We start from the raw sequence: 22,783 nt of genomic DNA on the forward strand, positions 1-22,783 counted from the left end.
CGTGCCCCGCAGCTATCAGCGCTCGCTGAAAAACGCCCGGCCATCGCGCTTGAGCAGGTCGAGCATGGTCTGCGCCGCCGGCGATAGATAACCGCCGGCCCGCACCGACACCACCAGGGTACGTTTCATCGTGGTTTCCTTGAGCCGCACCTCCCGCAGGTGCATCGCCCCCCGCACATCCTCCAGGGTTTCGCGCGCCAGGAAGCTCAGTAACCGGGTCTGGCCGATCAGGCGCGGCAGCAGGGAAATCGTGTTGGTCTCGATTTGCACCGAAGGTAGCGGCAGGTCATGGCCGAGAAACACATTGTCGATCCAGCGTCGCGATGACACCCCGGTTGCCGGCAACACCCAGCGATAGCGCCCCAACTCACTCAGGCGAATCGGTCCATCGAAAATCGGATGATTGCGACTGGCAACCACCACCGCTTCGTCGTCGAACAACGGATGGGATAGCAACTGCCGGTCATCGTCGAACAGCGGGCAGATCACCATGTCCAGCCGTCCCGAGCGCAACGACTCGCACAACATGTCGTCCTGGCCGATGGCCAGGTTCAGGGTGATCTGCGGTGCCCGCTCAAGCAGGGCGGTGGTTAGCTGCGGCAGCAGGTATTCGGCCATGCTCGCCGCGCAGCCCAGGCGGATATTGCCCAGCACCCCTCGGGCAAAGTCCCGCACCTCCCTGTGGGTATCGGCAATGCTCTGCTGCAACTGCCGACCGCGCTGCTGTAACAGCACGCCCACCGGCGTCAGCTTGATCCGTCGACCCTCGCGCTCGAACAACTTAGTGCCGAACGATTCCTCCAGGCGCTGGATGCTCTTGGTCAGCGCCGGCTGGCTGCGATTGAGCCTTTGGGCCGCACGCCCCAGATGTCCCAACTCGGCGATGGTTTCGAAATAGGTGAGATCGCGCAGATCCATATTGATCAACCAAAGTTATCGATTCATCACAATTAGAAACTAGACTTGATCAATAGCGCCATCAATAATTGACCTACCGCGCCGATCCCAACGCCCTGCAACAGGCGCGTCCAGCGTTTTGGAGACTGTCCTTGTCCGCAACACCCCGCTTGTTTTTCACTACCTGGCCCCGCCCACTGCAATGGCTGGCCCTGATCATCCTCGCCGGCGCCGCCGGACAACTGCTCAAGAATGCCGAGCTGCCCGCCGGGCAATTTATCGGTCCGATGCTGGTGGCGATCGGCTTCGGCGTCAGCGGAGCCCATATTCGTATTCACCGTCAGGTCTTTCGCCTGAGCCAGGGGTGCATCGGCCTGCTTGCCGCTCACTCCATGACCCTGGCGGTCCTGACATCGATGGCCCAATCCTGGCAACTGATGCTGTTCGCCACGGTGCTGACGGTGTGCCTGAGTGCCCTGGTCGGCCTGGCAATGGTGCGTTTCGGCGGGATCAAGGCCAGCACCGCCGCCTGGGGCACCTCACCGGGCGCGGCGTCGGCCATGGTCCTGATGGCCGACGATTTCGGTGCCGACGGACGGGTCGTGGCAACCATGCAATACGTGCGCGTGGTCTGCGTGGTGGTGATCGGGGCGCTGGTCAGTCATGTACTGGAGGCCCCCGTCAATGGCACCGACGTGCACGTCGCGGATACCGCCCTGCACAGTTTCAGCCCGGTCAATCTGGGGCTCACCTTGGCCGTCGCGATGCTCGGCATGCTGCTCGGCGCGCATATTCCTGCTGGCGCGCTACTGGTGCCGCTGCTGATCGGTGGCGCCTTGCAACTGTCCGGACTACTGCACATCACCCTGCCCGCCGGTCTGCTGGCAGTCGCCTACGGTGCCATCGGCTGCTTCGTCGGCCTGCGTTTCGACCGGCCCACCGTGCTGTACGTATGGAAACAGCTACCGACGATGATCCTCGGCGCCATCAGCCTGATCGCCCTCTGCGCCGCCTCGGCCTGGGTCCTGGCAAAATGGCTCGGCCTGGACTTCCTCTCGGTGTACCTGGCCACCAGCCCTGGTGGATTGGATACCATGGCGATCATTGCGGTCGACACCCATTCGGATGTCGGTCTGGTCCTGGCGATGCAGACCTTGCGCCTGCTGGCGGTGATCTTCACCGGCGCCTTCTTCGCCCGATTGGTGATTCGTCTCGCCCGCTAGTGGCCTGTACGGTGAGTTCGTTAGCTCAAGTTCGGATGTCATAAGTCCATGGCCAAGGCGCTGTGACGAGTCATAGCCGGGCTATGGCGAGGAACAGCAACGCAGGCCAGGGATTTATGGCGCCGAGATTGACTCATAGAACTCACCACACAGGCTACTAGTGGCCTGTACGAACTGATTTTGCGCGAAGGTCGGGCAACGCAAGCCGGCTTTCACCGCCATATGGGCGAGCGCAGATACATTTCGTACAGAGCCTGAGTCGCGAAGAAGACATTGGCCTTCGCACACACCCTCGTGTCCCTGGCGGACTGGATGAGCAAGAGGATAGCGGATAGAAAGGCAAAAGGTTTTTCGTATACCATATCCCCTTCCCCTCTTTCGAATGATCTCGCCGTGACTCTACCCAAGCTTAACCTCCCGGACCTGGGCAATGCGCCTTCGACCTCGGAGATCATCACCCGACATCTGCGCGAGGCCATCGTCGCCGGCAATTTCGCCGAGGACCAAGCGATTCGCCAGGACGAAATCGCCCGCCAGTTCAACGTCAGCAAGATTCCTGTGCGCGAGGCCCTCAAGCGTCTGGAGGCCGAAGGGCTGGTGGTGTTCCAGCGCAACCGCGGGGCGATGGTCACACGCCTCTCCGAGCCGGAACTGGCGCAAATGTTCGAAGTGCGCATGCTGCTCGAAGACAAGGTGCTGCGCCTGGCCATCCCGAACATGAGCGAAGACACCTTCGCCCAAGCCGAGCGCATCTGCCAGGAGTTCGTCGGCGAACACGACATCGGGCGCTGGGCTGAACTCAACTGGCAACTCCACGCCTGCCTCTACGAACCGGCGCAACGACCATTCCTGGTCAGCCTGATCCGCTCGGTCAATGACAAGCTGGAACGCTACCTGCGTCTGCAGATGAGCCTTTCGGCTGGCAAGGAGCGCGCCGACCATGAGCACCGCGACATCATTGAGGCCTGCCGCGCCCGCGACGTGGAACGGGCGGTGAAACTGCTCGACGAACACATTGCCGGTGTTTGCGCGACACTCCTGGAGCACCTGCCGCGCGCCCGTTGAGCCGGGCATCGCTGTGCTGATTTCCTCATCGGAGCGCCATAAAAGCATCAAGCCGCAGCCCCCTCCGACAAGCCACTCTGCGAACTCTTTTATTCGCCAGTGGCCTGCCATGAAACGTATCAGTGTGATCGACTCTCATACCGGTGGCGAACCGACCCGCCTGGTGACCGCCGGTTTCCCTGAGCTGGGCGCTGGCAGCATGGCCGAGCGCCGCCAACGGCTGGCCGAAGAATATGATGCGTGGCGCGCCGCCTGCGTTCTCGAACCACGCGGCAACGATGTGCTGGTCGGCGCCCTGTTGTGCGCACCGGTGAACCCGGCGGCCACGGCCGGGGTGATCTTCTTCAACAACACTGGCTACCTCGGCATGTGTGGGCATGGCACCATCGGCCTGATTGCCTCGCTGGCGCACCTGGGGCGCATCGGGCCGGGTATCCATGCCATCGAAACCCCGGTGGGCACGGTGCAGGCCACCCTTCACGCAGACCGCTCGGTCAGTGTGCGCAATGTCCCGTCCTACCGTTACCGGCACGCCTTGGCCCTGCACGTGCCGGGCATCGGCGAGGTGATGGGCGATGTGGCCTGGGGTGGCAACTGGTTCTTTCTGATCGCCGACCATGGCCTGGACGTCACCCGCGCCAACCTGCAAGCGCTGACCGCCTATACCTTCGCCGTACAACAAGCGCTGGAACAGCAAGGCATCCGTGGCGAGGACGGCGGCCTGATCGATCATGTCGAACTGTTCGTCGACGACGCCCACGCCGACAGCCGCAACTTTGTACTCTGCCCTGGCAAAGCCTACGACCGCTCGCCCTGTGGCACCGGCACCAGCGCCAAGCTGGCGTGCCTGGCGGCCGACGGCAAACTACTGCCGGGACAACTCTGGCGTCAGGCCAGTGTGATCGGCAGCGAATTTACAGGTTCCTACGAGTCCGACGGCGACCGCATCGTACCGACCATTCGCGGGCGTGCGCATATCAGCGCCGAAACCACCCTGATCCTCGAACGGGACGACCCATTCGCCTGGGGTATCTGCCCGTGAACGAAGGCACGGTGGCCGACATCATCGTGATCGGCGGCGGAATCATCGGCGCCGCCTGTGCTCAAGCGCTGGCGAATCGGCGCCTGAACGTGCTGGTGCTCGACGCCGGCCTGCCCAATGCCACGGCGGCGGGCATGGGCCACCTGCTGGTGCTCGACGACAACCCGGCGGAGTTGGCGCTGTGCCAATACTCCGTGCAACGCTGGCGCGAGGTGGCTGCCGACCTGCCCGAAGGCTGCGCCTATCGTAACAACGGCACGCTGTGGATCGCCGCCAACCCCGAGGAGATGGCGCTGGCCCAGGCCAAATACGCCCACTTGCAAGCTCATGGCATCGCCTGCGAGCTGCTCGGCAGCCAGGCTCTGCGCGCACGCGAAGCCCAACTGCGCGACGGCCTCGAAGGTGGCCTGCTGATCCATGGCGACGGCATTCTCTATGCCCCGGCCACGGCCCGCTGGATGCTCGAAACCGCCGGTATTCGCCAGCGCCGGGCACGGGTCAGCGAAGTCGACGGCAACCGTGTGCGACTCGACAACGGCCACTGGCTCGGCGCCGGGGCGGTGGTCCTGGCCAACGGCGTGCAGGCCAACGAGCTGTGCCCGGAACTGCCCATCGAACCGAAGAAAGGCCATCTGCTGATTACCGACCGTTACCCAGGAACCGTCACCCATACCCTGGTGGAGCTGGGCTATGTCACCAGCGCCCACCACGCCAACGGCCCTTCCGTTGCCTGCAATATCCAGCCACGCCCCACCGGCCAATTGTTTATCGGCGCCTCGCGACAGTTCGGCACTCGCGACCCGCAGGTCGAAGGCTGGATGCTGGCAAAAATGCTCAAGCGCGCCGTCGAATATCTGCCGGGCTTGGCTCGGCTGAATGCGATCCGAGCCTGGACCGGCCTGCGTGCCGCCAGCCCGGACGGTTTGCCGCTGGTGGGCCGACATCCACAGCGCGAGGGTGTGTGGCTGGCCGTCGGCCATGAAGGACTGGGAGTCACCACCGCCCCCGGCACGGCGGACCTGTTGGTCGCCCAGTTGTTCAACGAAACACCGCCCCTGGCCGCCGCCGCCTATCTGCCGCAACGCTTTCTCGGAGCCCAGCGCCATGCCTGAGCTGACCCTGGACGGTCGCGCCCTGCGCGTCGCCGAAGGCACCACCGTGGCCGCGGCCCTGGCCCTGGGTGGTGACGGTTGCAGCCGCACCTCGGTCAGCGGCAGCCGTCGTGCACCGGTATGCGGCATGGGCATTTGCCAGGAATGCCGGGTCAACATCGACGGCAATCGCCGCCTGGCCTGCCAGACCCTGTGCCAGGACGGCATGCAAGTGGAGACCCGGCCATGATCGACTTCGCCGACCTACTGATCATCGGCGCCGGGCCGGCGGGCATCGCCGCCGCCCTGGCCGCCGCCCCCAGTGGCGCCCGTATCGTCATCATCGACGACAACCCGCAGGTGGGCGGGCAGATCTGGCGCGACGGTCCGCGGGCCAGGCTGGCGCCCCAGGCGCGCAAGCTACGTCAACGCCTGCAGGCCCGTGACAATGTGCGGCACTACCCCAGCACCCAAGTGATCGCCAGCAACGGCGCGAAACGACTGTTGCTCGAAGGTCCGCGACGGAGCTGGCAAATCGGCTACGATCAACTGATCCTTTGCACCGGAGCCCGCGAACTGTTGCTGCCGTTCCCCGGCTGGACGTTACCCGGTGTTACCGCCGTCGGCGGCCTGCAAGCACTGATCAAGGGCGGCTTGCCAGTCAGCGGCGAGCGCCTGGTGGTCGCCGGTAGCGGGCCGTTGCTCCTCGCCAGTGCCGCCACCGCCCGCCACGCCGGGGCGCGGATCCTGCGAGTCGCCGAACAGGCTGCATGGCGATCCGTCGCCGCTTTCGCCACGCAGTTGCCGCGCTGGCCACACAAATGGCTGCAAGCCTTCGCTCTGTTCGACCCGCATTACCGCACCGACAGCCACGTGATCGCCGCGCTCGGCAGCGAGCGCCTGGAGGCTGTGCGCCTGGAACAACGCGGCCAGATCACCGAGCTCGCCTGTGACCGCTTGGCCTGCGGCTTCGGCCTGATCCCCAATACCCAGCTCGGCCAGGCCCTGGGCTGCGCGCTCGACGGCCTGGCCCTCGCCGTCGACCCCTGGCAGGCCAGCAGCCTCGCCGATCATTACGCGGCCGGGGAATGCTGCGGTTTCGGCGGCAGTGAACTGGCCCTGGTGGAAGGCGCGATTGCCGGTCACGCGGCGGTCGGCGAGCGTGACGCGGCTCAGCGCCTGTGGCCGGTCCGAGCGCGCTGGCAGGGTTTCGCCGACACCCTGAACCAGACCTTCGCCCTGGACCCGCGACTCAAGGCCCTGGCCAAGCCCGACACCCTGGTGTGCCGTTGCGAGGATGTCACCTATGCCGCTCTGCAAGGCCATCGCGATTGGCACGAAGCGAAGCTGGCTAGTCGCTGCGGCATGGGTGCCTGCCAGGGCCGGGTGTGCGGTGCCGCAACCCGGCACCTGTTCGGTTGGCAACTTCCGGCACCACGCCCGCCCTTCAGTCCGGCGCGAATCGACACCCTGTTATGTCTCGACGACACTCCGCCGGTATAAGCCGGTATGAATAGTGGTGCGGGGGTTTCGACCGCCTCGCAGGGTCTCTATGATCCCAAGAGTTGCCGCCAGATGCCCGACGCCATGTACACCTCGCTCAACCGCTTCAAACCCTGTGACCTAGCGACCCTGCTAAGCAGCCTGAATGCCATCGCGCCCTTGCTCGATACCCTGGCGGACGTGGTGTTTTTCATTAAGGACAGCGAGGCGCGCTATGCCTTCGTCAATCAGACCCTAGCCCGGCGCTGCGGCTTCAAGCTGCCCGGCGAACTGCTGGGGCAGACCGCCGACCGGGTCTTTCCGGAACATTTCGGCACCTCCTATACCGCGCAAGACCGCCGGGTCTTGAACAGCGGGCGCGAGCTGGCCGACCAGTTGGAGCTGCACCTCTATGACGGCAATCAACCGATCTGGTGCTTGACCCACAAGGTCCCGCTGCGCGACCCAACGGGGCGGATCGTCGGCTTGGCGGGTATTTCCCGCGACCTGCAACTGCCGCAATCGCACCACCCGTCCTTCCAGAAGGTCGCCGCGGTGGACGCCCATATCCGCCAACATTTCGCCCAACCCATCAGCCTCGCCGAACTGACCCGGATCGCCGACTTGTCGGTGGCCCAACTGGAACGCCACTGCAAGCGGATCTTCCAACTCACCCCACGGCAGATGATCCACAAGGCCCGCCTGGAAGAAGCCGCGCAACTTCTGTTGCACACCCACCTGCCGATCACCGAGATCGCCCTGCGTTGTGGCTACACCGACCACAGCGCCTTCAGTCGCCAGTTCCGTGCGCTCACCGGCCTGTCGCCGAGCCATTACCGCGAAAGCCATCGCTGACCGTGGTGTTCCTTTAAGGGGCTTGCACGGGGAAAAATGCTCCCTTCTGTAACATCCTTTCACCCTTCAAACACGGGAAACTCGCCCCCGAAACCAGGCACCGCCTCTAATCAAAGGGCCACTGAGAGATTCATGTTCTGGTGTAGCAATCGGCACAGTCATTGCTAATATAATATCGTATACGAAATTCATAATACGAAGAACAACGCCACTTACCAATAACGAGGCATTCATGAAAAATCCCGTTTTTGTCGTAGCGCTCAGTGTGGTTCTCAGTTCGTCCCTTATAACCACGGCCCAGGCCGACAAGCTCGATGACATCATCGGTTCCGGCAAGCTGCGCTGTGCCGTGACCCTGGACTTTCCGCCGATGGGCTCGCGCGATGCCGGCAACCAGCCAGTGGGCTTCGACGTCGATTATTGCAACGACTTGGCAAAAGTCCTCGGGGTCGATGCCGAGATCATCGAAACGCCCTTTCCAGACCGTATTCCCGCACTGGTGTCGGGCCGTGCCGACGTGATCGTCGCCTCGACCTCCGATACCCTCGAACGGGCCAAAACCGTCGGCCTGACCATTCCCTACTTCGCCTTCCAGATGGTGGTACTGACCCGCGACGATACCGGGATCAACCAATACCAAGACCTCAAGGGTCATCCTGTCGGCAACACCAGCGGTACTTATGAAGCCATCGCTCTGGAAAAAGACCAGAAGAGCTGGGGCACTGGCAGCTTCCGCGCTTACCAGTCGCAGAACGACACCATCCTGGCCGTCGCCCAGGGTCATATCGATGCCACCGTCGTTACCAACACCGTGGCCGCCGCGACGCTCAAATCAGGCAAGTACAAAGGCTTGAAGGTCGTCGGCAATGCTCCTTACGTGATCGACTACGTCTCGCTGGGTGCCAAGCGCAACGAATACGGCCTGATCAACTACCTCAACCTGTTCGTCAACCAACAGGTGCGCACCGGACGTTACAAGGAGCTGTTCACCAAGTGGGTCGGGACCGAGATCCCACCGACCGACCTGACCGTGCCCCACGTCTACTACTGAGGAAGACCGCATGCCCAGCACCCCCACTTCCCTTACCGGACGCTGCCTGGTCGAGGGTGCCGCCCAAGGTCCGCTGCTGTTCGCCGATATCGGCCTGAGCTTCTGGGGCGGTGTCGATCCGTTCAGCGGCGAGGTGATCGACCGTCATCACCCCTTGAGTGGCGAGCACTTGGCCGGTTGTGTGCTGGCGCTACCCAGCGGTCGCGGGTCCTGTACCGGCAGCAGCGTGATGATGGAACTGATCAGCAACGGTCATGCCCCGGCCGCGTTGTTACTGGCCGAGGCCGACGAGATCCTGACCCTGGGCGTGCTGGTGGCCCATGTGATTTTCGAACGCTCCCTGCCGGTGCTGTGCATCGGCAGGGAGGCCTTTGCCGCCTTGCGCGGCCAAGCGTTTGCCCGGATCGAAGGCGCCAGCCTGACACTCTTCGACAAAATACCCGCCGCCCCCTGGCGGGCACTGGCCATGCCGGTGCGAGCGCAACCCGCGACCCGCAGTGTCGCGCTCAGCCAACATGACCAGGCCCTGCTTGATGGCCAGTACGGCAAGGCCGCCCAGGTGGCTATGCAAATCGTCCTACAGATGGCCGAGCTACAAAGAGCCTCCAGCCTGCTGGACGTGACCCAGGCGCATATCGACGGCTGCATCTATACCGGGCCGGCGAGCCTGCGCTTTGCCGAACAACTGGTGCAATGGGGCGCGTGCGTGCGTGTCCCGACCACCCTCAACGCCATCTCCGTCGACCAGCGCCGCTGGCGTGAGTTGGGTGTCGACCCGGCCCTCGGTGAACCCGCCAGTGCCCTGGGCACGGCCTATATGGCGATGGGCGCGCAGCTCAGCTACACCTGCGCGCCCTACCTGCTCGACAGCGCGCCGAAGGCCGGCGAACAGATCGTCTGGGCCGAATCCAATGCCGTGGTCTATGCCAACAGCGTGCTCGGTGCCTGGACCCAGAAATACCCCGATTACCTGGATATCTGTATCGCCCTGACGGGCCGCGCACCGCTGACTGGCTGCCACCTGGCCGAACGGCGCAAGGCGCGCCTGGAGATCGAAGTACCGCCCATGAGCGAACTGGACGATGCCTTCTACCCGTTGCTCGGCTACCACATTGGCGCCCTGTCCGGCAGCTATATCCCGTTGATACGCGGCCTGGAGCTGGCCCGGCCCAGCCTCGACGACCTCAAGGCGTTCGGCGCGGCCTTCGCCACCACCTCGGCGGCGCCGCTGTTCCATATCGCCGGGGTCACCCCGGAGGCCCTCGACCCGCAGCAGGTGCTGGAGCCGGGTCGGTCGTTGCCGGTGCAACGTATCAGCCTCGACGATCTGCTGGGTAGCTGGCGTGAACTCAATAGCGCTCGCGAGCCGCAGGTGGATGTCGTCTCGCTGGGCAACCCGCACTTCTCCCTCAGCGAATTCGCCCACCTGGCACGCCTGTGCCGTGGTCGCCACAAGCACCCTGACGTGGTGCTGGCAATCACCTGCGGGCGGGCCGTGCTGGAGCAGGCCCGTGCCGCCGGGCATATCGCCGTGATCGAAGCCTTTGGCGCGAGCCTGATCACCGACACCTGCTGGTGCATGGTCGGTGAACCGGTGATTCCACCGGCCGCCCGGACGCTGATGACCAATTCCGGCAAGTACGCCCACTACGCCCCCGGCCTGGTGGGGCGCACGGTGCACTTCGCCAGCCTGGCCGAGTGTGTCGACAGCGCTTGCAGCGGCAAGGCCAGCGGGCACCTGCCGGCCTGGCTGCCACGAGAGGAAGCGGTCCATGTTTGAGTTCGACTATACGTTCCAGTGGCGCGCGGCGCTGCGCGCCCTGCCCGACATGCTCAACGGTGCCTGGGTGACCTTCGAGACAGCCGCTCTGTCGATGGTCTTCGGGGTGCTGATCGCCCTGACCCTGACCGTGATGCACGACGCCAAGCAACCGCTGTTGCGCGGCATCGCCAATGGTTGGGTGTCCATCGCCCGCAACACCCCGTCACTGTTCCAGATCTACATCCTCTACTTCGGCCTCGGCTCCCTGGGATTGCATGTCAGCTCCTGGCTGGCGCTGCTGGCCGGGATCACCTTCAACAACGCCGGCTATCTGGCGGAAAACTTCCGTGGCGGCCTCAAGGCCGTGCCCGACACTCAGATGCGCGCGGCACGCTCACTGGGCATGAGCGCTTTTCAGGCCTACCGGATGATTATCGTCCCGCAATTGTTGCGAGTGGTGTTCTATCCGCTGACCAACCAGATGGTCTGGGCGGTGCTGATGACCTCGCTGGGGGTGATCGTCGGTCTCAACAACGATCTGACCGGGGTGACTCAGGACTACAACGTCAAGACGTTTCGCACCTTCGAATACTTCGCCATCGCGGCGGTGCTGTATTACCTGATCGCCAAGGCGATCGTCGCGCTAGCCCGGCTCTTGTCCTGGCGGTTGTTTCGCTATTGAGGGGTCTGCTTGATGTTTTCCACCAGTCTTACCGGGAATGACCTGTTGTTCCTGCTCAGCGGAGCCTGGGTCACGCTGCAACTGACCGTCTGGTCGATCCTGCTCGGCACCGTGGCCGGCTTGCTGTTCGGTCTGTTGCGTGCCTTGCTGCCACGGCTTAGCCTGCCGCTGGCCTGGACTCTGGACGTGTTTCGCAGCGTGCCGCTGCTGATCCAGTTCGTCCTGTTCAACTCGCTCAAAAGCATCGTCGGCCTGAATATCAGCGCCTTCGCCGTCGGCTGCATCGTGCTCGGAATCTACGCCGCCGCCTACTTCACCGAGATCGTCCGCGGCGGCGTGCTCGCGGTGCCGCTGAACGTGCGCCGGGCCAGCCGTTCGTTGGGCCTGAGCTACCTGCAAGACCTGCGCTGGATCGTTCTACCCATGGCTTCACGGGTGGCGTTCCCCGGCTGGCTGAACCTGGTCCTCAGCGTCATGAAAGACACCGCGCTGGTGATGTGGATCGGCATCGTCGAACTGCTGCGCGCCTCGCAAACCGTCGTCACCCGCATCCAGGAACCCTTGCTGGTGTTGTGCATCGCGGGCCTTATCTACTACGTCATGAGCCTGGTGGTCGCCCGCCTGGGCGCTCGCCTGGAAAGAAGGTGGCAAGAAAATGATTGAGATCGACAACGTACACAAATCCTTCGGCGACCTGGAAGTGATCAAGGGCGTCAGCCTGACGGTGAACAAGGGTGAAGTGGTGTCGATCATCGGTGGCTCCGGCTCCGGCAAATCGACCCTGCTGATGTGTATTAACGGTCTGGAATCAATCCACCAGGGCCATATCCGCGTCGATGGCATCGAGGTCCACGATAAGGCCACCGACCTCAATCGCCTGCGGCAGAAGATCGGCATCGTGTTCCAACAATGGAACGCGTTCCCGCACCTGACCGTGTTGGAAAACGTCATGCTGGCGCCGCGCAAGGTGCTTGGCAGGAGCCAGCAGCAAGCCGAGGAACTGGCCGTGCGGCAACTGACCCACGTGGGTCTGGGCGACAAGCTCAAGAGTTTTCCCGGCAGGCTCTCCGGCGGTCAGCAACAACGCATGGCCATCGCCCGCGCCCTGGCCATGTCGCCAGACTACATGCTGTTCGACGAGGCCACTTCGGCCCTCGACCCGCAACTGGTAGGCGAGGTACTGGACACCATGCGCCTGCTCGCCGAAGACGGCATGACCATGGTCCTGGTGACCCATGAAATCCGCTTCGCCCGGGATGTCTCCGACCGCGTGGCGTTCTTTCGCAACGGCCTGGTGCACGAGATCGGCTCGCCCGACCAGATCCTCGGCCATCCCCAGCGGCCGGAAACGGCGGCGTTCCTCAAATCGGTCAAATAGGAGCAATCCATGCGTTCATCGAAGATCATTCATGTGGTTAGCTGCCACGCCGAAGGTGAAGTCGGCGATGTGATTGTCGGCGGGGTCGCCCCGCCACCCGGCGCCACGGTGTGGGAGCAGTCGCGCTGGATCGCGCGGGATGAAACCCTACGCAATTTCGTGCTCAACGAACCGCGTGGCGGAGTGTTCCGCCACGTCAACCTGCTGGTGCCGGCCAAGGACCCACGGGCGCAGATGGCCTGGATCATCATGGAACCGGCCGATACTCCGCCGATGTCTGGCTCCAACTCGTTGTGCGTATCCACCGTGTTGCTCGACAGCGGCATCCTGCCGATGACCGAACCGCAAACCCGGCTGGTGCTCGAAGCCCCCGGCGGCCTGATCGAAGCCGTGGCCGAATGCAAGGATGGCAAGGTCCAGCGAGTGGAAATCAAGAATGTGCCGTCGTTCGTCGACCGCCTCGACGCTTGGATCGAAGTCGCAGGACTGGGATCGATCCGGGTCGACACGGCCTATGGCGGCGACAGCTTCGCCATTGTCGACGCCCATCACCTGGGCTTCGACATTCGTCCCGACGAAGCCCAGGACATGGTCGAGATCGGCCTGAGAATCACCCGCGCCGCCAACGAACAACTGGGCTTCGTCCATCCACTGAACCCCGACTGGTCACATATCTCCTTCTGTCAGATCGCTGCTCCGGTGGTCTACGAGAACGGTGTCGCCACCGGTGCCAACGCCGTGGTGATCCGTCCTGGCAAGATCGACCGCTCGCCCTGCGGCACCGGCTGCTCGGCGCGCATGGCGGTGTTGCAGGCCAAGGGGGTACTGAAAGCCGGCGAGCGCTTTATTGGCCGCTCGATCATCGGTTCGCAGTTTCATTGTCGCATCGACTCCCTCACCGAACTGGCCGGCCGTGCGGCGATCTATCCGTGTCTTTCCGGCCGAGCCTGGATCACCGGAACCCATCAGTTGCTGCTCGACCCCACCGATCCGTGGCCACAAGGCTACCGATTGTCGGACACCTGGCCCGGCGCCTGAGTCCCCTCTGCCTGAGCGCTGATTGAAACAAAGCTGTAGCGCCGACATGGCGCCCGACGAAAGAACACCGGGCGACTATTTTTACCTGAAAAATAGTATACGAAATACTTTTAATCCTTGGAGTTAATCATGAACAAGCGCATCAATTGGAGTGGCGTCTTCCCGGCGGTTACCACTCAATTCAACGACGACTTTTCCATCAACCTGGAAAAGACCCATCAGGTGATCTCCAACGTAATCCGCGACGGCGTCTCGGGTCTGGTGGTGTGCGGCTCGGTGGGGGAAAATACCTCGCTGAGTACCGAGGAAAAGATCGCCGTGACCGAAGTCGCGGTGGACGCCGCCAAGGGCCGCGTGCCGGTGATTTGCGGCGTTGCCGAGTTCACCAGCGTGCAGGCGGCCAAGGTCGCCAATGCGGTGCGCCAAGTCGGCATCGACGGTGTGATGCTGATGCCGGCGCTGGTCTACGGCTCCAAGCCGTTCGAGACCGCCGAGCACTACCGCTATGTGGCCAAGCACACCGACCTGGCGCTGATGGTCTACAACAACCCACCGATTTATAAAAACGACGTCACCCCAGACATCCTGATTTCCTTGGCCGACTGCGACAACGTGGTGTGCTTCAAGGACTCCTCCGGCGATACCCGACGCTTTATCGACGTGCGCAATGAAGTCGGCGACCGCTTCGTGCTGTTCGCCGGGCTCGATGACGTGGTGCTGGAGAGCATCGCCGTGGGTGCCGAAGGTTGGGTGTCGGGCATGTCCAACGTGTTCCCCAAGGAAGGCGAGACTATCTTCCGCCTGGCCAAGGCCGGACGTTTCGCCGAAGCCCTGCCGATCTACGAGTGGTTGATGCCGATTCTGCATCTGGATGCCCGTGCCGACCTCGTGCAGTGCATCAAGTTGTGCGAAGCCATTGCCGGTCGCGGCAGCGCACTGACGCGTCCACCGCGCCTGGCGTTGCCAGAAGCGGACCGGCTGTTTGTCGAGCAGATCATGGCCAAGGCCATGGCCAATCGACCGGCATTGCCGGATGTGGGCCTCTGAGCGAGGCGCCCAGAACAAAAAGATATTTGTCGACTCCCCCTAAACCGCAGGCGTAGGGGGATTGGCAAGCAACGAACACCTTACTGCGCCTTGCTATCGCCTTGACCCATGTGTTTGTTCATGTTTTGCATCATTTCATTGCAGTTTTTCATCATTGAGTTCATCTCCTGCATCATCGGCATCTTATTGCCATCCATCATATGCATACCTTCTCCTTTCATCATCTCAGAACTGCCTTGGACAATATTCTTGGATGGCTCGGCAACAGCAACGGAAACCGTACCAAAAATTATTGTGGAGGCAAGTATTGCGCTATAGACAATGGAATTACGCATGGCGATTCTCCTGATCGATAATGGTAGTTTGGTTTATGTTCCGGCTCAGCAACGGTTGCTTCGCAGCTTCTTGCTCGCAGGTCTTGCCCTTCATGTTCTTCATGCACATCCCGGCCATCACCAGGCAAGGCAAGACAGATAGCAGAATAGGCAGAGTGGCTACAGCAAACAGACTGTGCAAGTTAAGCAGCACAGTGAAGACGACGGCGACGGCAAGCCCCGCAACCAGTGGGTGACGCTGCAGTAGAGTCGTCAGGTAAAGCCTGGTGTTCTTGATCATAGTGCAACTCTCAAAATTGATTCAGGTGTGCAATACTGATTAGCATATGCCAGTTACCTGGCTATCGCCCGGCCATGCCTATATGAACCATGTAGGGCCGGGCTTTAGCTGTGTCAAAGACATAATCCAGATAAGGTAAAATTCAGACCCCCCGCTCAATTGCCTGAACCAGCGCCGCCATAAACCTGATACTTCAAGGCTCGCACGGTGCCGCTGCTATCTTCATACCGCATGATCGAAGGCACGAGGCCGTATTCCTGGCTCGTATCGCTGATGGACAAGACCCGTGCAATATCCAGTTTCATTCCATAGCGGTAAGTCTCGACCGGAGGGCTGCCGGCTATCGTCGTGCCCCCTTGCATGGCTTGCCCCTGAGCAGCTTGAGCCATTCCACCAGCCACCAACAGAGTCATCGCGGCTAATAGAGTCGTGGCGCGTTTGGCATATATCGATCCAAGCACAAGCATAAGTTTCAACGTTTTCATTTGGTATTCTCCTCAAGCAGATAGCCGTATCCCTGATGAACCAGGGAATCGCCTCCGCGTGGTTGTGGGTATCAACAACAATCAAAATATCAGTGATCGTATCTAATATTATTCGTCTGAAAATCCGCCTCGCGGACGTCGACGAGAAGTTTCAGATAGTGCTCAGGACAGATTGTTTAGGAGGAAAAGGATCGGGAGCGACAGCCATGCGGCCAAGAAGGAAAGCGTAATAATCATGTTGCGGCGAAGTCAGGCCGGACGCTGGGTCGACAATGTTCGTTACCGCCCCGAGATAAGAGGCCGTGCAACTGATCGAACAGGACATTTGGTGGTCCATATGTGGACAGACATTATCCACTTGCATATCGACCCCAGCCTGCACTCCTTGCATCACCAGGCAGCTAACGGACGAACTTGCAGGCTCGGCGCTGAGTTCCCGGGGGCCGCCATGGGCCACACCCAGATACAAAATCAGCACCATGAGGAGCTTGATCAGTATTCTGTCCCCTCTTCGAGCCGTCGCCATTGTCATTTCCCAGGTTTAGATGAGCAGTTGAGTTAAAGCGTATTCCTTACCATGGTGGTAAGGTCAAGCGTTGGCCATGCGAAAATTCGACAAACTCAAGAATAACCATGGAAGCGTGGTCATTCTGGCAGGCGGCCTTCCTTTGGCTATCCATGCTAAACGGCTACAGACCCTGATCCCCGAGCGGCATATCGAGCAGCGCCGAGCCTGTCATTTCGCGAAACGCCAAAGACCTGATCAGAGCCGACCAACGTCATCGCCGAAGGCGCGGATCAGGTCCAGCAGCATCTTCACCCGTAGCGCCAGGTTGCCAACCGGATACACCGCATGCATTTGCGGGTTCTCGCCATTGCTGGAGGTCAGCCGGTACTCAGGGCAAACCCGCACTAGCCGCCCAAGCTCCACTTCGGGCTCCGCCAGCCAGTCTGCCAGCCGAGCAATCCCCACCCCCGCCAACGCCGCCTGAAACACCGCCGCGCCGGAGCTGAAGCGAAATTTCGGACGCACTCGGAAGTTGATAGCCTGCTGCTCGCTACGAAAATTCCACTCTTTAAGAATCCTGGGGGCGGTGTGCAGGATCAACGAATGGGTTTCCAATGCCTCTATCGAATCTGGCGTGCCACGGCGCTCCAGATAATCGGGACTGGTATAGAGATGGCGGGCATAGCTCCACAATGGAAAACCGATCAGGTCGCTGGACCGCGGAAAGGCACCGCGGATCGAGAAATCCAGCTTGCTCTTGGCCGGGTCGACGGTTTCGTCGGTGAAGATCACATCGATACTCACCTCGGGATAGCGTTCGCAGTACTGCGCGATCAGCCTGGGTAGCACTCCATGGCCAAGAAACTCGGGCGCTGAAAAGCGGATCCAACCGGTGGCCGAACCACTGATGCCTGCCAGGTCTTCATCAGCCTCGCGTTGCAGATCGAGCATTTTGTGCGCATGGGGCAGCAGGTGCTCGCCGGCCTCGGTCAGGCTTACTGCATTGGCCGAGCGATTGAACAACTTGACACCGGCGTTTTCCTCAAGGGCCTGAACTGCACGGGTCAGCGAGCTCGGCGAGCGCCCCAGGGTACGCGCCGCAGCGATAAAACTGCGTTTGCGCGCCACGGTCGCGAACGCTTCGAGCTCACCCAACAAATCCAGCGCCATCCTCAACCTCATTGCACTTTTCACAATGTGACATTGCAACACAAAAATGCGCCCTTCCGTTAGCCTTCGCGCTTAACCCACAGGGACGTAGGCACACAGGAGCAAAGGACGTGTCAAAGCTGGATGAAACAGTCAGGAAGTCCGCCTTCCGGATCAGTGAGCAAAGCCAGCAATGGCAGGCCCCGAAGCCACCGGTATCGATTTTGTCGACCTTGCCTGAAATTCACATTTCGTTCACCGAGCATCAGCAGTTGAATGAAGCCCTTGCACCGTTCGCAATCACCGACAGCACCTCGGGTATTGCGAGCATGCCGGCCCTCGCCCGGTTGTTGGAAGGTGTCCTGGACGCGGAAAAACGCCAGGCACTCCGCGCCTTCCCCCGGTCCGGCGATGTGGCCCTGATTGTCCGTGGCCTGCCGGTCGACCCGCAGTTGCCGGCCACACCCTACGCTGCCGAGCCCGGTATCGAGCAGGTGCCGGTCCTGGCCGGCGCGATCCTGTCGGTGCTGGCTATGTTGGAAACCCACCCGGTGGCCTATGAAGGGGAAAGCGATACCACGGTATTCCGCCATGTCTCGCCCAAGCAGAAATACCAAACCACCACCAGTTCCTTCGGCTCGCGCCTGGGCCTGGGCATGCATGTCGACAATCCGCACCTGCCGCTGACCTGCGAGCCGGTCAGCGACTTGTCCGCCTGCCCCGAATACCTGAGCTTGACCGGACTGCGTTGCGAGCTGGATGTCCCCACGCGCATCGTCGCCATCCACGATGTGTTGGACAGACTGCCCGGCTTTGTCGAACAGGAACTGCAGCAACCACATTTTGCCATTCGCCGCCCAGACTCGTTCGGTAAGCAAGGCAACGTGCTGGAAAACGTGCCGCTGCTCTACAGGACCGAATCCGGTGGCCTGTACTGCCGCTACAACAAAGCCAGCGCCACCGCGACCACGGCCCATGCGGACGTTGCCCTGCAATTGTTCGACGCCGCCGCCAGCCACCCCGATGTCATCCGCCATATCCTGCTGCAGCCGGGCGACATGTTGATCTTCAAGAACCAGCAGACCCTGCATGCCCGGGACGGTTTCACTCCACGCTACGACGGCCGCGACCGCTGGCTGATCCGAGTGTTCGGGGTTGACGATCCGGCCCGCATGGTGCCGCTAGACCCGACTCTCCCCTTTATTGTAAGAGCCTGATTTCATGGTCGATATCGTCGTCCTTTGCCTCTTCGCCTTCTGCGCCGGTCTTATCGACGCAGCGGTCGGCGGTGGCGGACTCATCCAGATCCCGGCACTATTCAACGTGCTGCCCACGGCTTCGCCAGCCGCGCTACTGGGAACCAACAAGGTTGCCGCGGCCTGTGGCACGACCTTCGCGGCACGATCGTTCGTTCGCAAGGTGGTGATCGATTGGGGACTGGTGGTCCCGGCAGCCGGGGCGGCCTTTGTCATGGCGTTCTGCGGCGCGGCGACGGTCTCGGCGGTACCGCAATCGGTGATCCGTCCTGCGGTGCTGGTGCTGATCGTACTGATGGCGCTCTATACCTTCTGGAAAAAAGACTTCGGCGCGCTGCACAAGCCCCTGCGCATCGGCATCCGAGAAAAACTGCTGGCGATCCTGATCGGCGGCGCCATCGGCTTCTATGACGGACTGTTCGGCCCCGGCACCGGCAGCTTCCTGATCTTCCTGTTCATCCGCTGTTTCGCCTTCGACTTCCTTCACGCCTCGGCCTCGGCGAAACTGGTTAACATCGCGACCAATGTCGCCGCGCTCGTGTTCTTCATCCCCACCGGCAATGTGCTCTATCTGGTGGCGATTCCCATGGCGCTGTTCAATATCCTCGGCGCCCTGACCGGTACCTGGCTGGCGGTACACAAAGGCGTGCCCTTTGTCCGCGCGTTATTCCTGGTGCTGCTGGTCATCTTGATCAGCAAACTCTCCTACGACCTGATCACGCAACTCTGAGGAACGTCCATGCATCCAATCTTCGATCGACTGGTCAGTCTGCTGGACAGCCATGCCGCCACCTACCGCCTCTTGATGCACGACGCCGAGGGCCAATCGGCGCGAGTCGCGCAGATCCGTGGCACTCAACCAGGCCAGGGCGCCAAGGCTATGCTCTGCACCCTCAAGGGCCAGGCCGAACGATATGCCTTGGCCGTATTGCCGGGTGACCAGAAGCTCGATATGAAAAAACTGGGCGCTGCCCTGGGAGGAAAAAAGGCTGAACTGGTGAAGGCCGAAACCGCCATGGCACTAACCGGTTGCCGGATCGGGGCAATTCCGCCGTTCGTCTTCGATGAGCGGATCCAACTGATCGTCGACCCAACCCTGACCAGTCGTTATGAAGACATCGCCTTCAACGCCGGTCGCCTGGACGCCTCCATGGTCCTCGCAACCCGCGACTACCTGGCGATTGCCAGGCCGCGGTTGCTGGATATCAGTCTGATTTGATCACGATAAACACCGAAACACACCACCGCTCGTTATCGGAGTACAGGTCAAATATCGGCGGAGGTAAAGTGCCCAGCTCAAATTACGGTTGAGTCATACCGACGATCAATGACCAGAGGAGTACCAGTCCCCGAAAACACGAATTGAATGCTGCCGACCATGACGCGCTGACCTATGGTCGGTCCCGTAAAACCAATTGCGTTCAAGTCGGTCTGACTGAAATCAAGGTAAAACCGAGCACTGAAAACGAACATGAAAAAACTTTTATGGGTACTGGCTGCGCCTTCACTATTCCTGGGCACCGGCACCGCTCAGGCAGCCAGCTTCGATTGCGACAAAGCCAGGCTGCCGGCGGAAATGAGCATCTGCACCGACCGCCAATTGAACGACCTTGACGTCGAAATGACCACCACTTACCGCTTACTGCGCGGCCTGTTCGCCATGGGAAACCGCGGTGCCATGCAAGATGAACAAGCTGCCTGGCTCAAGGAGCGCAACGCCTGCGGCAGCGACCAGGATTGTCTTTCGCACGAGTACGAGAAGCGCCTGAGGCAGCTGAAACAGCGTTACGATCACATTGAAAAACCGCTCTGAGCCCTGATGAAACAACGCTTTCAGGCGTGCTCAGCGGTCGGGCTTTCTCAACTTCGACCCGATAGTGATCGGCCATTTCTTTGAGCCTGGTGCCTTTGCGGCTCGCGCTCTGGATCGCGCCAGGCTCATCCGGCCCCGACTCGCGCTTACGCGCCCAAGCCTGGGCAGCCTGTTTTCGGGCGAAGGTCTGGCTCTCCGTGTAGACTTGCTTTCCGTGGCGTTTGATGCGGATCTGAGCCGTGTAGCTCACAGTCCCATCTGCCAGTTTTCTTGCCCTGATAGTCGCCACATCTAAAGTGGTACGCGTCAGTTTTTGAGTGATAAATCGTACCGCTGAGACTTAAAAAACGCCTGAAAACACCCCAAAACACGCTAAAAACACGTTGAGTAAAATGGTACAAAAACAAAGTTCCAGCCCAGCAGAATCAAACCCCGCACTGTCTCGGCGCCTCAGCGTAGCCCCGATGATGGATTGCACCAACTAATCCTACAGGCCATGTAATCCGGCCATTACAGAGCAGACTAGAAAACTCCGTACCACTTTTGTACCACTCCTCACCTGAAACAGCATCTCCGGCAAGCCGTACAACCTACCGCGCCCATATCCCGGCGTAAGGTTCCGTCGCTCCAATCCCAGCACACACCTACAAGCACGCCCACGCGCTTTTAAGTGTGTGCACCAGAGCGTCCGTACATCATCGTCATGATGTGCGCAGTGAGGCGAACGGACGCACGGCGTGTATGCATGAGCGTTTTTTGAGTAAGGCGTCGGGAAAAGGTAAGAAATGTAAGTGCGGCCAGTGAATCAGCTACAGCCCTTTGTTTTCAAGGCTTTGAGGCGAAAGCGGAAAGGTAATATCTAAGTAATAAATAGGTTATGTAATTACTATTCTTCAAGGTAATCTGGACCCTGTCGCCCTCGGCCTCAACTTCTCCGCGATGGTCTTTGTCACGTTGCACGAGGGTAACCGGCAAGCCGTCGAAGCATTCGAGGCGGCGCTAGTCGAAATACCGCAGGTGATCGATGCGCAGCGGCTGTACGACGACAGCCTTTCAACATTGCCCAATGTTCAAAGACTGACGTCGACGCTGGTGATAAAACGGATGGTTCAGGATCGGCCGTTGCCGTTGTAGTTCGGCGTTCAGGCCCCCACGGCTTCGACAGGCGTTTGCCCACGGGCAAAGCGCGTCGCCGAGGTCTGCAGCAACAGCACGACCGACAGGGTCACCAGCAGGAACGGCAGCAGCCAGGCGTTCTCGATGATCGCCAACTGCATACTGAGGATCAGCAGCAGCATCGGCGTTGCCAGGGCATTTGCCTTGCTCACGTACAAACCGACGGCCGCTTCGCTGTAACGGCAGGCAATCGCGACACGGATATGCACACGAGCACCACCAAAGGCCATGCCCAGAATTAACAGGCTCAGCGCTTTGAGAAACAGCGTGTCCGGCATCAGCCACCACATCGTGGTGGAAATCACCGCCAGCGCAGTCAGCGCCGACAGGTAAACCAGCAGGTTACGGCCGGTGTTGGCGATGATGACCAGCACACCGATCAGCGCCATGCCCAAGCCGAACACGGCATCAAGGACACCCAGTTCAAAAAGCGTCCATCCGTGATTCGATACGTACACGGGCAGCATGAAATTGAACGCGCCCAGAATCGGCCAGATCAGCACCATCGGCACCAACAAGGTCATCGGCAGTCTGGCGGGAGCCGCCCCTTCGAGCTTCTCGCGAACATCCATAGGCAGGCCGTTGCGCGTGTAGCAAATACCCGCAACCAGCAAGAAACCGGTGCTCAGTACAAGGGAAAAACCGATGCCGGTCAGAATCGGCATCAAACCCGCTGCCAACAACGGACCGATCATCAGGGCCGCCTGGCTGGTGGCCGTGGTGGCGCCACTGATCCGCCGTACTTTGGCTTCATCCATGCCCCGTTGCAGCTGGGTAAACCACATGTCCAGGCTGGCCTCGAGCGACATGATCATCAGCCACACAAACAGGTTGGTGATCAGCAAGCCGAGGGTAAAGTTTCGCGAGAACCCGGAGATCAGCGCCAGGCCCGTCAGGCACAGTACGAACAGACTGCTCATCTGGCGTCCGGTCATGTGGCGCGACAGGCGCTTGATCATCATCGGGGTGATGAACGCCGGTATGAACGAGCAGAAAATCGCCAAGGCCAACGGCAGGTAGTCGCCATCGTTCTGTTTGAGAATGGTCCAGGTCAACGAGACCAGCAGTGCGCCGGAAAACAGGCGGTAGACCGTCGAGCAGAACAGGAAAATGACCAACTCTTTTGCGGGGCTTGGGTGTTCACTCATGTCGTCGATCCTTACCCTTG

General features: G+C 61.0%; 24 protein-coding genes and 2 pseudogenes. 19 read left to right on the top strand and 7 right to left on the bottom strand.

What is annotated here, in order from left to right:
• Positions 1-15: 15 nt before the first annotated feature.
• The gene (locus AWM79_RS20255) at positions 16-918 is read right to left on the bottom strand and encodes a LysR family transcriptional regulator (RefSeq protein ID WP_017133520.1); all 903 of its coding nucleotides are present in this window, start codon (positions 916-918) and stop codon (positions 16-18) included.
• Positions 919-1,049: 131 nt separating this feature from the next.
• Between AWM79_RS20255 and AWM79_RS20260 the strand changes: the two genes are divergently transcribed.
• From AWM79_RS20260 to AWM79_RS20325, 14 genes are all read left to right on the top strand, one after another.
• A complete protein-coding gene (locus tag AWM79_RS20260; RefSeq protein ID WP_060784026.1) occupies positions 1,050-2,120 on the top strand; it encodes an AbrB family transcriptional regulator in 1,071 nt (356 codons plus the stop codon).
• Between the two features lie 393 nt (positions 2,121-2,513).
• On the top strand, positions 2,514-3,185 hold the full coding sequence (locus tag AWM79_RS20265) for a GntR family transcriptional regulator (RefSeq protein ID WP_060783635.1): 672 nt from the start codon (positions 2,514-2,516) through the stop codon (positions 3,183-3,185).
• A gap of 109 nt (positions 3,186-3,294) precedes the next feature.
• Positions 3,295-4,227, top strand: a complete 933-nt coding sequence (locus AWM79_RS20270; RefSeq protein WP_017133524.1) for a 4-hydroxyproline epimerase — start codon at positions 3,295-3,297, stop codon at positions 4,225-4,227.
• On the top strand, positions 4,224-5,339 hold the full coding sequence (locus tag AWM79_RS20275) for an NAD(P)/FAD-dependent oxidoreductase (protein ID WP_060783636.1): 1,116 nt from the start codon (positions 4,224-4,226) through the stop codon (positions 5,337-5,339). Before AWM79_RS20270 ends, AWM79_RS20275 begins: the two co-directional genes overlap by 4 nt.
• Positions 5,332-5,568: a (2Fe-2S)-binding protein gene (locus tag AWM79_RS20280; protein ID WP_060783637.1), complete on the top strand. Its 237-nt coding sequence runs from the start codon at positions 5,332-5,334 to the stop codon at positions 5,566-5,568. The genes AWM79_RS20275 and AWM79_RS20280 overlap by 8 nt, the downstream gene beginning before the upstream one ends.
• Positions 5,565-6,821, top strand: a complete 1,257-nt coding sequence (locus tag AWM79_RS20285) for an NAD(P)/FAD-dependent oxidoreductase (RefSeq protein WP_017133528.1) — start codon at positions 5,565-5,567, stop codon at positions 6,819-6,821. Before AWM79_RS20280 ends, AWM79_RS20285 begins: the two co-directional genes overlap by 4 nt.
• 84 nt (positions 6,822-6,905) lie before the next feature.
• On the top strand, positions 6,906-7,655 hold the full coding sequence (locus AWM79_RS20290; RefSeq protein WP_026013355.1) for an AraC family transcriptional regulator: 750 nt from the start codon (positions 6,906-6,908) through the stop codon (positions 7,653-7,655).
• Between the two features lie 232 nt (positions 7,656-7,887).
• The gene (locus tag AWM79_RS20295) at positions 7,888-8,706 is read left to right on the top strand and encodes an ABC transporter substrate-binding protein (RefSeq protein ID WP_017133530.1); all 819 of its coding nucleotides are present in this window, start codon (positions 7,888-7,890) and stop codon (positions 8,704-8,706) included.
• Positions 8,707-8,716: 10 nt separating this feature from the next.
• Positions 8,717-10,486: a cis-3-hydroxy-L-proline dehydratase gene (lhpI, locus tag AWM79_RS20300; protein ID WP_060783638.1), complete on the top strand. Its 1,770-nt coding sequence runs from the start codon at positions 8,717-8,719 to the stop codon at positions 10,484-10,486.
• Entirely contained in the window at positions 10,479-11,150 is a 672-nt protein-coding gene (locus AWM79_RS20305; protein ID WP_017133532.1) for an amino acid ABC transporter permease, read from the top strand. Before lhpI ends, AWM79_RS20305 begins: the two co-directional genes overlap by 8 nt.
• A 12-nt stretch (positions 11,151-11,162) precedes the next feature.
• Entirely contained in the window at positions 11,163-11,813 is a 651-nt protein-coding gene (locus tag AWM79_RS20310) for an amino acid ABC transporter permease (RefSeq protein WP_017133533.1), read from the top strand.
• Positions 11,806-12,528, top strand: a complete 723-nt coding sequence (locus AWM79_RS20315) for an amino acid ABC transporter ATP-binding protein (protein WP_060783639.1) — start codon at positions 11,806-11,808, stop codon at positions 12,526-12,528. Before AWM79_RS20310 ends, AWM79_RS20315 begins: the two co-directional genes overlap by 8 nt.
• A gap of 9 nt (positions 12,529-12,537) precedes the next feature.
• Positions 12,538-13,566 (top strand): trans-3-hydroxy-L-proline dehydratase, encoded by a 1,029-nt coding sequence (locus tag AWM79_RS20320; RefSeq protein WP_060783640.1) that lies wholly within the window; start codon positions 12,538-12,540, stop codon positions 13,564-13,566.
• Between the two features lie 129 nt (positions 13,567-13,695).
• Positions 13,696-14,613 carry a dihydrodipicolinate synthase family protein gene (locus tag AWM79_RS20325; RefSeq protein ID WP_060783641.1) on the top strand — a complete coding sequence of 306 codons (918 nt, stop codon included), beginning with the start codon at positions 13,696-13,698 and terminating at the stop codon, positions 14,611-14,613.
• Between the two features lie 80 nt (positions 14,614-14,693).
• Here the strand turns inward: AWM79_RS20325 and AWM79_RS20330 are convergent, their stop codons facing one another.
• From AWM79_RS20330 to AWM79_RS20350, 4 genes are all read right to left on the bottom strand, one after another.
• Positions 14,694-14,948 carry a hypothetical protein gene (locus AWM79_RS20330; protein ID WP_060783642.1) on the bottom strand — a complete coding sequence of 85 codons (255 nt, stop codon included), beginning with the start codon at positions 14,946-14,948 and terminating at the stop codon, positions 14,694-14,696.
• Positions 14,941-15,228 carry a hypothetical protein gene (locus tag AWM79_RS20335; RefSeq protein ID WP_060783643.1) on the bottom strand — a complete coding sequence of 96 codons (288 nt, stop codon included), beginning with the start codon at positions 15,226-15,228 and terminating at the stop codon, positions 14,941-14,943. Before AWM79_RS20335 ends, AWM79_RS20330 begins: the two co-directional genes overlap by 8 nt.
• 155 nt (positions 15,229-15,383) lie before the next feature.
• On the bottom strand, positions 15,384-15,713 hold the full coding sequence (locus AWM79_RS20340) for a DUF2790 domain-containing protein (RefSeq protein ID WP_017133539.1): 330 nt from the start codon (positions 15,711-15,713) through the stop codon (positions 15,384-15,386).
• Between the two features lie 763 nt (positions 15,714-16,476).
• Complete coding sequence (locus AWM79_RS20350) at positions 16,477-17,391, bottom strand: LysR family transcriptional regulator (RefSeq protein ID WP_017133541.1); 915 nt, start codon at positions 17,389-17,391, stop codon at positions 16,477-16,479.
• A 110-nt stretch (positions 17,392-17,501) separates the two neighbouring features.
• Here AWM79_RS20350 and AWM79_RS20355 point away from each other — a divergent pair, with 110 nt between their 5' ends.
• The 4 genes from AWM79_RS20355 to AWM79_RS20370 all read left to right on the top strand — a co-directional run bounded on the left by AWM79_RS20355 (position 17,502) and on the right by AWM79_RS20370 (position 20,439).
• On the top strand, positions 17,502-18,587 hold the full coding sequence (locus AWM79_RS20355) for a TauD/TfdA family dioxygenase (RefSeq protein WP_060783644.1): 1,086 nt from the start codon (positions 17,502-17,504) through the stop codon (positions 18,585-18,587).
• Between the two features lie 4 nt (positions 18,588-18,591).
• On the top strand, positions 18,592-19,356 hold the full coding sequence (locus tag AWM79_RS20360) for a sulfite exporter TauE/SafE family protein (protein WP_017133543.1): 765 nt from the start codon (positions 18,592-18,594) through the stop codon (positions 19,354-19,356).
• 9 nt (positions 19,357-19,365) lie between these two features.
• Positions 19,366-19,845 carry a YbaK/prolyl-tRNA synthetase associated domain-containing protein gene (locus AWM79_RS20365; RefSeq protein WP_017133544.1) on the top strand — a complete coding sequence of 160 codons (480 nt, stop codon included), beginning with the start codon at positions 19,366-19,368 and terminating at the stop codon, positions 19,843-19,845.
• A gap of 252 nt (positions 19,846-20,097) precedes the next feature.
• The gene (locus AWM79_RS20370; RefSeq protein WP_060783645.1) at positions 20,098-20,439 is read left to right on the top strand and encodes a lysozyme inhibitor LprI family protein; all 342 of its coding nucleotides are present in this window, start codon (positions 20,098-20,100) and stop codon (positions 20,437-20,439) included.
• A gap of 31 nt (positions 20,440-20,470) precedes the next feature.
• Here the strand turns inward: AWM79_RS20370 and AWM79_RS25755 are convergent.
• Positions 20,471-20,728: pseudogene (locus AWM79_RS25755) on the bottom strand (site-specific integrase); the annotation flags it as partial.
• A 605-nt stretch (positions 20,729-21,333) separates the two neighbouring features.
• Between AWM79_RS25755 and AWM79_RS20375 the strand changes: the two are divergent.
• Positions 21,334-21,573, top strand: a pseudogene (locus AWM79_RS20375) (AsnC family transcriptional regulator); the annotation flags it as partial.
• A gap of 8 nt (positions 21,574-21,581) precedes the next feature.
• On the opposite strand, the gene AWM79_RS20380 reads toward AWM79_RS20375, so the two are convergent.
• Positions 21,582-22,763, bottom strand: coding sequence for an MFS transporter (locus tag AWM79_RS20380; protein WP_017133547.1), 1,182 nt, complete (start codon positions 22,761-22,763; stop codon positions 21,582-21,584).
• Positions 22,764-22,783: the final 20 nt, after the last annotated feature.

Origin of the sequence: Pseudomonas agarici (assembly GCF_001543125.1) — a bacterium.
GTDB lineage: Bacteria > Pseudomonadota > Gammaproteobacteria > Pseudomonadales > Pseudomonadaceae > Aquipseudomonas > Aquipseudomonas agarici.